General features: G+C 75.3%; 9 protein-coding genes. 5 read left to right on the plus strand and 4 right to left on the minus strand.

All coding sequences use genetic code 11. The annotated features are described in order from the left end of the window. Nucleotides 1-55 precede the first annotated feature (55 nt). Nucleotides 56-652, minus strand: coding sequence for a hypothetical protein (locus ACFW1A_RS33045; protein WP_380415524.1), 597 nt, complete (start codon nucleotides 650-652; stop codon nucleotides 56-58). A gap of 718 nt (nucleotides 653-1370) precedes the next feature. Here ACFW1A_RS33045 and ACFW1A_RS33050 point away from each other — a divergent pair. From ACFW1A_RS33050 to ACFW1A_RS33060, 3 genes are all read left to right on the plus strand, one after another. Beyond that, complete coding sequence (locus ACFW1A_RS33050) at nucleotides 1371-2204, plus strand: multiprotein-bridging factor 1 family protein (protein ID WP_380415526.1); 834 nt, start codon at nucleotides 1371-1373, stop codon at nucleotides 2202-2204. A gap of 143 nt (nucleotides 2205-2347) precedes the next feature. Beyond that, nucleotides 2348-3052 (plus strand): sigma-70 family RNA polymerase sigma factor, encoded by a 705-nt coding sequence (locus tag ACFW1A_RS33055; RefSeq protein WP_380415528.1) that lies wholly within the window; start codon nucleotides 2348-2350, stop codon nucleotides 3050-3052. Then, on the plus strand, nucleotides 3052-3282 hold the full coding sequence (locus ACFW1A_RS33060) for a hypothetical protein (protein WP_380415530.1): 231 nt from the start codon (nucleotides 3052-3054) through the stop codon (nucleotides 3280-3282). The genes ACFW1A_RS33055 and ACFW1A_RS33060 overlap by 1 nt, the downstream gene beginning before the upstream one ends. A gap of 17 nt (nucleotides 3283-3299) precedes the next feature. Here the strand turns inward: ACFW1A_RS33060 and ACFW1A_RS33065 are convergent, their stop codons facing one another. Then, a complete protein-coding gene (locus ACFW1A_RS33065) occupies nucleotides 3300-4007 on the minus strand; it encodes a thaumatin family protein (protein ID WP_380415532.1) in 708 nt (235 codons plus the stop codon). 509 nt (nucleotides 4008-4516) lie between these two features. On the opposite strand from ACFW1A_RS33065, the gene ACFW1A_RS33070 reads away from it, so the two are divergent. Then, nucleotides 4517-6463 carry a sigma-70 family RNA polymerase sigma factor gene (locus ACFW1A_RS33070; RefSeq protein ID WP_380415534.1) on the plus strand — a complete coding sequence of 649 codons (1947 nt, stop codon included), beginning with the start codon at nucleotides 4517-4519 and terminating at the stop codon, nucleotides 6461-6463. Here ACFW1A_RS33070 and ACFW1A_RS33075 read toward each other — a convergent pair. After that, the gene (locus tag ACFW1A_RS33075) at nucleotides 6445-7668 is read right to left on the minus strand and encodes a response regulator (RefSeq protein ID WP_380415536.1); all 1224 of its coding nucleotides are present in this window, start codon (nucleotides 7666-7668) and stop codon (nucleotides 6445-6447) included. The two genes, ACFW1A_RS33070 and ACFW1A_RS33075, sit on opposite strands and share 19 nt — an antisense overlap. Before the next feature lie 505 nt (nucleotides 7669-8173). Here ACFW1A_RS33075 and ACFW1A_RS33080 point away from each other — a divergent pair. After that, complete coding sequence (locus tag ACFW1A_RS33080; RefSeq protein WP_380415538.1) at nucleotides 8174-8530, plus strand: UBP-type zinc finger domain-containing protein; 357 nt, start codon at nucleotides 8174-8176, stop codon at nucleotides 8528-8530. Between the two features lie 48 nt (nucleotides 8531-8578). On the opposite strand, the gene ACFW1A_RS33085 is transcribed toward ACFW1A_RS33080, so the two are convergent. Next, nucleotides 8579-10128 (minus strand): FAD-binding oxidoreductase (locus tag ACFW1A_RS33085; protein WP_380415541.1); only part of this gene is annotated, 1550 nt, incomplete at its 5' end.

Below are 10128 nucleotides of genomic sequence, written 5' to 3' on the forward strand. Positions count from 1 at the left end.
GGGGGTTCCGTCGCGCCGCCGCGGCGGTCGGCGGCGCGACGGAAGACCGTGGGGGTCAGGCGGGCTCCCACCGCAAGCCGTTGTTGTCCCGGCAGACGATGGGGTCGCCACGACCGTCGACGCCGGTCACACCGCGGTCCGTCGCACGACAGAACTCGCCGGGCAGGTAACAGCGCCCGGCGTTCGTCAGCGGGTGGCAGGCGGCAGCACCGGAACCGCCGCTGCCCGAGCCGCCCGAACCCGAGCCACCGGTCTGGGCGGCGGGCGTGGTCGGGGTGACCGGCTTGGCCGGGGCGGTCGGCCTGGCCGGGCCGGCCGACGGAACCACCGGGGCGCTGGCGGACGGCGCGGGCGCGGACCCCGGGTCGTCCGTCGGCGCGGGCGGGCTGCTGGACGCGGGTGCCGTGGTCGGCGCGGGCGCGGCGGGGGCCGTCGAGTGCCAACCGGCGGTCGGCAGCGGCGCGCTGGTCACGGTGTCCGACTGCTTCCCGTCGGCCGTCGCACCGATCGCCGCGGCGAGGACCAGCAGACCGACCAGCCCCAGACAGCCGATGCCGACGGTCTTGGCCAGTCCGGGCTTTCCTCCCGGGCGCGGGGGCGGCGTCGAGGGCGGGGTGGACCATCCGGGGCGGAAGGGCTCGCGTTTGCTCATGGGTGCCTTCACTGCTCATCCGATCAGAGGCGCTCAGCCTGGCAACCGCGGGTGATCCACCGTCAGCTTGTGGTCGAGCTGTTATGACCTCGCGACGGATCCGTGAGCACGGCGGCGGCACACGGCCGCCACGGACCCCCGGTGCGGCGTCAGCCGGTGTCGGCGGCTCGTCCGCGACTGCGACCGGGTGGGCCGTCCCCCTGCGGCCGGCTGCACGAGCGCCGTGCCGTCCCGCCTGCTCAACGGCCCTCCGGCACCGGCCCTGGGCGGTCAGGGTTCCTGACGTGACATCACATCATCGGAGTGGAGCGGAATCCGCCCGAATCTGCCTGGTGCGTCGTGCGCCGATTCGGCAGAACCGTCCCGGTCCGCGTGCTAGCGTGCTCTGCCACGCGCGAGTTGCTTGTACCGGCTCGTCAGGTGTCCGTCGGCACCCGCGAGCCCGTGACCCGACCGCAGGCGGCTCGACCACGGTGACGGCCCTCGCCATCGACGCGTGCTCGGCTGTGCGTGACCCTCCTGGCACGGCTCCGTCCCGTGCCCGTTGTCCCGTGCGCAGTCGGCGGACACGAGCCTTGGCCGTGGACTCGACCCCTGTGCTCCGTGCTGCCGGACTGCCGCAGGCGCCCGGCCGGGTTCCACCCCCACCAGGCCCGGCCCGGCTCTCCCGCCGGAACCGCCGGCCGCAGGCGAAGCACCACACACTCCGGGAACTGCTGTGAACGATCCATCCAGACATGAGGGTCTGCGCACCGCCCGCATCGAGATGCGCCTGAGCCAGCAGGAGTTCGCCGACCTGCTGGAGCGGCTCTCCCGGGCGAACGGCGAACCGGTCGAGTGCTCGGTCCGGCTGGTCCGGCGCTGGGAGAACGGCGAGGTGACGCGCCCGCGGCCGGTGTTCCAACGGCTCCTGGAGCAGGCCACCGGCCGCACCCTGGCGCAGCTCGGCTTCGCCGACACCCCGCCCGCACCAGCCGCACCAGCCGAACCACCCGCCCCACCCCCGGCGCCCGCCACCGCGCCCGCGCCCCCCGCGCCGTCGACGGACCCGTCAAGCGGGGCGCCGGCCCCGCCGCCCCGTACCGCCCGGGGCCTGCCCGGGCGGGTCGCCCTCCTGGTCCGCGCGTTCGGCGAACGCCAGCTCGCCGTGCTGTCGGTCGGGCTGCTCAGTTCGCTGGTCAGCGTCGGGGTCCTGGTCGCCGTCGTCTGGCTGGGCCTGCAGTCGGCCACCGCCGACCGCACCCGCGCACCGCTGGTGACACCGACCCAGCTCGGCGTGCCGCCCGCCGGATCGGGACCGGACCGGTACGCCGTGCGGATCTACGGACCCGCCACCCTGGCGCCCGGCCAACGCGGTCTCTACTACGCGGCCGTCCCGCCCGGCACGCCGTTCCACTGGACGGTGGACGGTGCCGACGCCGGCGCCCAACTGCCCGTGCTCCCGGTGACCCTGCGCAGCGGTCAGCCCGCGGTCACCCTGTCGGTGGTCCTGGACCTTCCGTCGGGCACCGCCGGTGGATCCACCCTGACGGTCGCCCAGGCCGAGCCGTGAGCAGCGGTCCGTTCGGCGGACATCGTCACGCTCCGTGCGGAAGGTCCGGCGAGTGGCCGCCCAATGACCGCTGTTCGACCTCGTTCCCGCCGCCGACGGGCTGGCAGCATCCTCGCTCATCGCCCCGCCGATGAGGGAGTCCGATGTCACAGGTGATCCAGATGCTGCCGACAGGTCCGACGGTGCACGTGGTGCAGGTCGTCCCGGTGCGCCACGCGGCCGACCCGGCCGACTGCCGCCCGCCCGACCGGCGGCCCGCACCGGCGGGCGGCCGGGAACCGGACGTCCCCGGGCAGCGGCAGGGCCCGTCGGTGGTGGCGCTGGTGGCCCGGGCGCAGGCCGGCGACCGGGAGGCCTTCGGGCGGCTCTACCAGCAGTACGCACCGACCGTGCGGCGGTACCTGTCCCGGAAGGCGGCCGATCCGCCGGCCGTGGAGGACCTGACCAGCGAGACCTTCCTGCGCGCACTGCGCCGGATCGACACGTTCAGCTGGCAGGGGCGGGACTTCGGCGCCTGGTTGGTGACCATCGCCCGGAACCTGCTGATCGACCACCTGCGGTCGACCCGGACCGGCCGGGAAGTCCTCTGCCCGGCCCTCGACTACGGCCCCGCCGTGCCCGGTGTGGAGGACCTGGTCGTGACCAGGCTGCTGCTGGACCGGGCCCTCGACGCACTCGTGCTGCTCACGCTCCCGCAGCGGCAGTGCGTGGCGCTCCGGGTCTGCCTGGGCTACACGACGGCCGAGACCGCGGTCATCATGGGCCGGTCGCCCGGAGCGGTGAAGACCCTCAACTACCGGGCCATGAAGGCCCTGTCGGCCGTGCTCGAAGGCCAGGAGCACGGCTGATGGCGGGTCCGGCCCGCACCGGCGGGCAGAGCCGGGAGCTGGCCGCCCTGGTCGCCGACGCCCGCGCCTTCCACGGCGAGCACGGCCCGACCGCACTCGGCGGCTCCGGACCCGGACCCGGACCCGCACCGGGCGCCGCACCGTCACCCCTCCTCGCCTGGTGGGCCCGGCACCGGCTCGCGCAGTGGCTCGACCTCCCCGGCGGGGCGCCCGGGCGCCGCGGTCCGTGAACGGCGCCCGGGCCCGGCTACCCGCTGGTGCCGAAGGTGACGCGGTAGTAGCAGGCGCCCTTGCACGGCATCGTCGCCGCGTCGTCGAAGGCGTAGGAGTAGGCGTACGGTTCGGCCTTCTTGAACACCTGGGTGTAGTCGACCGGCCACGTCGACGGGAGGCAGTGCTCGCGGCCCGCCCACTGGTGGAGGCAGCAGTAGGTGTCACCGCCGAAGGCCGCGCACGGCGGCTTGCAGCCCACCACCTGCCCGCCCGCCACGGCCTGCATCGGCGCGGGGCAGTCGACCGCCGTGGTGCAGCGGCCCTGGTAGCAGCCGTCGGAGCTGACCGGGTCGCTGGTCGTGGTGTGGGAGATGTTGATGTACATCGGCAGGTTCGAGCCGTCGACCATGCTCACGTCGTAGAAGTCCATGCCCGCGTAGGCGTCGAAGGCGAACTCGCCCAGCGTGGTCGGCGGGTTCGGGCCGTTGCAGACGGTGGTGCAGTCCCCGGTCGCGCAGGGGCCGGCAGCGGTCGAGGCGCACCCGGTCCGGCCCCAGATGCGTCCGTTCCAGGTGTCCGCCACGGTCAGCGAGGTGCTCTGGCCCGGGTCCAGGCGGCGGCCCTGCGGGTAGGCGGGGCTGTTGCTGACGACCGCCCAGACCGCGGCGCCGGTGCGGTTGACCAGCGTGATCAGGCGCGCGCCGGCCGGCACCGACGACGGCTGCACCGCGGGCGGGCTCACGGACGCGGTGGCCGACGTCGCGGCGGACGCGGACGCGGGCGCGGAGGGCGAGGGCGCGCGCGACGCCGACGCCGACCCTGGCACCGACGCCGACGCCGGCACCGACGACGCCGGCGGTGCGTCGCTCGCCCCGGCGGGTAGCGAGGACGCGCCGGTCGCCCGGGCCGGCCCGGCGGGTGACTGGGCGCCGTGGCCGATCAGGACGGTGACCGCCGTCGCGAGCGCGGCGGCCGCCACGTACCACCGGCGCCGGTGCCGGGACCTGGCGCCGTGTCGACTGCGTCCTCGTGCCATCCTGGTGCCCTCTTCCTCGTGGTCTCCGGGTGCGTGCGCACGTATCGGTGACCGTGGCCGCGCCGGCGCGGCAACAGAAATCTCCGCCCCGCCCGAAATTTCTGTTGCCGGAGGGGCCGCCGAACGGTCTCCGATCCGAGGGAGTCCCCGCACGGTCCGGCCCACGGACCGGGAGCCTCCCACCGCAGCACCCACACACGGAGGACTGGACCCACATGTCGAACACCAGCCGCAGCGGGCCCGACGCCGGGACGGTGAGCGCGGCCCGCGCCGGTGACCGCCGGGCCCTGGACGACCTGGTCGGCCAGTGCCTGCCGTTGGTCTACAACATCGTCGGCAGGGCCCTGAACGGTCACGCCGACGTCGACGACGTCGTACAGGAGACGCTGTTGCGCATGGTGCGCGGACTGCCGGAACTGCGGGACGCGTCCGCCTTCCGGTCCTGGCTGGTGGCCATCACGATCCGACAGGTGCGCAACCGCGAGCACGGCCGGGCGGTGGCCCGCGAGCGGGACGCACGGCTGGAGGAGGCGGAGGCGATCCCAGACCCCGCCCTGGACTTCGCGGGCCTGACCGTCCTGCGCCTGGGCCTGACCGAGCAGCGTCGCGAGGTCGCCGAGGCCACCCGCTGGCTCGACCCGGACGACCGGGAGCTGCTGTCGCTGTGGTGGCTGAAGGCGACCGGTGAGTTGGAGCACACCGAGTTCGCCGCCGCCCTCGGGGTGACGAGCGGTCACGCGGCCGTGCGGGTCGGGCGGATGAAGACGCAGATCGAGGTCGCCCGGTTGGTGGTGCGCGCGCTGGGTGCCGACCCGCGCTGCCCCGGGCTGGCCGAGACGGCCGCCGCCTGGGACGGCGTCCCGGGTCCGCTGTGGCGCAAGCGGTTCGCCCGCCACGTCCGCGACTGCCCGCGCTGCGCCGGGGTGGAGCAGGGGGTGCTGCCGATGGAGCGGCTGCTGTACGGACTCCCGCTGGTGGCCGTGCCGCCCGGCCTCGGTGCGCGGGTGCTCGCGGCCGTCACCGGGAGCGGTGCCCCTGCCGCCGGCACCCAGGGCTCCCCGCAGCCCGCGCCGCGGGCGCCTGGACGGCGCCGCGGCGGCCGCCGGCGACCGGCCCGCCGGTCGGTGCCCAAGCCGGTCCTCGGCGGTGCGGCGCTGGCCCTGGCGGCGGCGGTCGTCCTGGTCGGCGTCCGGTTGCTGCCCGGCCACTCCGCCCCGGCCGCGACGACCGCCCTGTCCGCGCCGGCCACCGCCACGACGCCGACGCCCACGCCCGCACCGACGGCGACGGCGACGGCGACGGCCGTGCCGAGCGGGTCCCCCTCGCCCGCCCCGTCCGCCGACCCGACCCCGCCCGCAGCCGCGTCCCCGTCGCCGGGCTCGCCCGCCGCCACCCCCGCGGCCGCGCCACCGCCGGTCCCCGCCGGCTCCGCCCGCAAGGGCGTGGGCGTGTGGACCTTCAACGGCGTGAGCCAGGCCCTGGCCGCCTCCGGGGCGAGCTGGTACTACACCTGGAACACCCAGCACGCCGGCATCACCGCACCCGCGTCGGCGGGTTTCGTGCCGATGATCTGGGGCCCGGGCTCGGTCACCGACACCGCGCTCGCCCAGGCCCGCGCCAACGGCCCCTACCTGCTCGGGTTCAACGAGCCCGACATGGCCGGGCAGTCCGACATGACGGTCGATCAGGCGCTGGCGCTGTGGCCGCAGCTCCAGCAGGCCGGCCAGGTGCTGGGCAGCCCGGCGGTGGCAACCGGTGCGGACACGGCCGGCGGCTGGCTGGACCGGTTCATGTCCGGTGCCGCCGCCAAGGGCTACCGGGTCGACTTCATCACGCTGCACTGGTACGGCGGTGACTTCCAGACGCCGCAGGCCGTCCAGCAGTTGACGTCCTACCTGGCCGCCGTCCACCAGCGCTACCAGAAGCCGATCTGGCTCACCGAGTACGCCCTGATCGACTTCTCCCAGGGCACCCGGTTCCCCTCCCCCGACCAGCAGGCCGCCTTCGTCACCGCCTCGACCCAGGCCCTCGACGCGCTGCCGTACCTCCAGCGCTACGCCTGGTTCGGGCTCGGCGCCGATCCGTCGAAGCCGAGCAGCGGCCTGTTCACCGACGGCAGCACGACCACCCCGGCCGGGCGGGCCTACCAGGCGGCCCGCTGACCGGGCACCTGGTCCGCCCCGGCGGTGAGCTCCGGCCGGCCCGGCCCGCCGGGCCGGTGCTCGTCCTGCCGGTGCTCCTCGTGCCGGTGCTCCTCGTGCCGGTGGTCGTCCTGCCGGTGGTCGTCCTGCTTGTAGAGGCGGCGTTCCAGGTACAGCTCCACGAACACCGTCACCTTCGCCCGGAGCGCCCAGGGGTCGAACGGCTTGACGATGAAGTCGACGGCGCCGACCGAGTAGCCGCGCACCGAGTGGTCCGGGTCGTTGCCGATGGCGGTGAGGAAGATGATCGGGATGTTGCGGGTCTTGGCCCGGCGCTTGATGTGGGCGGCGGTCTCGTAGCCGTCCATGCCAGGCATCTGGACGTCCAGCACGATGACCGCGAAGTCGTCGTGCTGGAGCAGTTCCTTGAGGGCGTCGGGGCCGGACTGGGCGGTCGTCAGCTGGTAGTCGGGGGTCTCCAGCACGCTGCTCAGGGCGAGCAGGTTGGCCGGCATGTCGTCCACCAGGAGCACCTTCGGCCGCACGGCCGCGGGCAGCAGGTGGCGCACGCTCTCCACCGCGGGGAACACCTCCGCCCCGTCGCGTCCCCGCTGGAGCTCGACCAGGGAGAGCTGACGCTCCAGCAGTTCGCACCTGGCCTCGGCCCGGGCGATCCGGGTCCGGGCCTCGATCAGCTCCGACACCAGCCGGGCCACCTCGGCGGCCAGCCGGTTGTGCTCGACCACCAGGCAGTCCACGTCGTCGGCCGCGGCGGCCGCGGCCTCCAGGTTCAGCCGGACCTGGAGGTCGGCGATCCGCTGGTTGCGCTCCACCAGGGCGTCGTCCAGCACGTCCTTGCGGGCGGAGGTCCGGCGCACCTCGCGGTCGGCCTCCTCCAGTTGCTGCTGCAGCTGGGCCAGCGCCTTGGTCATCGACGCGTTGGTCCGCTGGGCGGCGCCGTGCTGCCGGCGGACCGCCTCGATCGCCTCGTGGGTGGCGGCGACGCCGCGTTCCTCGGCCACGTCGGTCAGCAGGTTCAGCACGAACTGCCAGGGCGGCACCCTGGCGCCCGCCAGGTAGCGGGAGAGGGTGCCCACGTTCAGGAACCGGCGCAGCGCGTAGCGCCGCATCGAGATCCCCAGCACCTCGAACTGGTCGCGCAGCGTCTGCGCCAGCAGCCGGCACTCGCTGTTGAGCCCCTCGTCGAGCGGTTGCAGCCCCACCATCCGTGCTCCCCGACCCTCTCTCGCCACCGTCACCCGACCACCACCCGGCCGCCGCTGCCCTCGGCCGCCGGGCGAACCTCGGTCCCGCGCGGTCGAGTTGCCCGTCAGCATGGACCATCCGGGGGTGTTGCACCTCGTGCATCACCAGTTCGACCGAACACGGCAACACCTCGGCAACACCTCGCTCCCCACCGCCGGGAGCCCGGGAGCGGGCCCGGCCCGCTGCCGATCCGGCTGCGGGAAGCTCGAACTGACGACCCGTCAGCACGGCGCGGAGCGGGGCAGGACTTCGGCCGGGTGGCCGCCGTGGCGCGACCGAACGATGTGCGGGCGGCGCGACGCGTCCGGCGCCGATTGCGGCAGCTCGGCGCGGCCCCCGGGCTAGGGTCGCTCTGACCGGACCGGAGCGAGCGGGGCACGGACCGGGTCGGCCGGGGACCGGAGCGACGTCTCCCCCCCCGGTCCCGGCCGTGCCCCGCTCCGCCTACGCGCCAGGAGGAGCCCCATGATTCCCGACCACGCCATCGACCCGTCGGTCCCGCCGAGCGGCCCGGGCTGCGTCGACTGCGACGCGCTCGGCGGCTGGTGGGTGCACCTGCGGCGCTGCGCGCTCTGCGGGCACGTCGGCTGCTGCGACTCCTCCCCCGCCAAGCACGCCACCGCGCACTACAAGGAGACCGGGCACCCGGTGATGCGCAGCTACGAGCCCGGCGACGCGTGGTTCTGGAACTACGACACGGGCGAGTACCTGGAGGACGGGCCCGAGTTGGCGGCCCCGGTCAGCCACCCGGTGGACCAGCCGGCCCCGGGCCCGGCGGGGCGGGTGCCCGCCAACTGGAAGGAGCTGCTCGGCAATCCGTGACCGGCCCGGTCCGCCCGACCGACGCCCGACCGCCCGGGGCGCGCCGGGTCAGCCGGGGATCCCCTGGGGGAACCGGAACAGGCCCTGCGGATCGTAGGCCTGCTTGACCCGGCGCAGCCGGTCGGCGTTCGCGCCGTAGTAGGCCTGCTCCCAGCCCGTGAGCCCGGGGTCGACGTAGTTCTGGTACGCCTCGCCGCTCGCGTACGGGCGCATCGCACCCCAGACGTCGGCCAGCCAGCGCTGCGACTGGTCCACGGCCGGTCCGGAAGCCGCGCCGGGACTCGGGTAGTTGGCGGTGTACTGGGCGAGGAACAGGGCGTTGCGGTGGACGAAGGCGGTGTCCTGCGGCGCGACCCGGTTGACCGCCCCGCCCAGGGCGTCGAAGGCGACTCCGGCGCTGCCGCCCTGGGGCGCGGTGCGGGCGTAGCGCTCCACGCCGGCGACCAGGGCCTGGATCCCGGCGTCGGGGATCGCCCGGGTGTAGAAGTCCGAGCGGGAGGCGTAGGAGACGCGGGTCAGGCGGCCCTGCGGGTCCTGGCCGGGCAGCGAGCCGGGCAGGTGCGCGGCGGCCCGGCTCCAGCCCGAGACGCCGCCCATCACCTGCATGGTGTCCAGGAAGGGCTTGTCGTGGACCGGGGCGGTACTGGGCTGAACCCTCAACTGGTCGATCAGGTTGCTCAGTTCGCCCGACGGTCCGAGGTGGACGGCGGTGCTGGACAGTTCCAGGCGCCCGTCCGGCCAGGCCAGCAGGTGCAGGTCGGCCCAGAGTTGGTCGGGGGCGGTGGGCGCCCAGGCCTGCCAGGCGCGCACCACCGCGGCCGCCGAGGACCAGGGCCAGCTGAGGAAGGCGTAGGAGCAGTCGACGGCGGGGCGGGTCCGGAAGTCGAACGAGGTGACCACGCCGAAGTTGCCGCCGCCTCCGCCGCGCAGCGCCCAGAACAGGTCCGGCTCGCTGCCCGCGTCGGCCCGCAGGATCCGGCCGTCCGCCGTCACCACCTCGGCGCCGGTCAGGTTGTCGCAGGTCAGCCCGTACGCCCGGGAGGTCACCCCGACCCCGCCGCCGAGCGTCAGGCCGGCCACCCCCACGCTCGGGCAGGTGCCGGCGGGGATCGCGGCGCCCTGGCCGGCCAGGGCGGTGTACACGTCGATCAGCCGCGCGCCGGCTCCCACCGTCGCGCTGCCGGAGGCGGCGGTGACCGTGTTGAGCCGGCCGACGTCCAGCACCAGCCCGGGCCCGGCGGACCAGCCGCCGTAGCTGTGCCCGCCGCTGCGCAGCGCCACCGGGACGCCGTACCGACGGGCGAACGCGAGCCCGGTGACCGCGTCCTGCGCGTGGGCCGGGTACAGCACGCCGGCGGGGCGCACCCCGTCGAACTGGGGCTGGTAGAGCCGGGCCGCCGCCGAGTACACGGCGTCCCCCGGGCGGACCAGGGTGCCCTGCAGGTCCTTGGCCAGCGCCGTCCAGTCCGCCGGTCCGGCGGGGGCGGTCGGGGCCGGGGAGCCGGACGGGGCGGCCGGGCGGGACGCGGCGGGCGTGCTGCCGGCGGTGCCCGGCGGCCCGCTCGGTGCGGTGCCGGCGCCGGGCCCGGCGGAGCAGC

Source organism: Kitasatospora sp. NPDC058965 (assembly GCF_042741245.1).
Lineage (GTDB): Bacteria > Actinomycetota > Actinomycetes > Streptomycetales > Streptomycetaceae > Kitasatospora.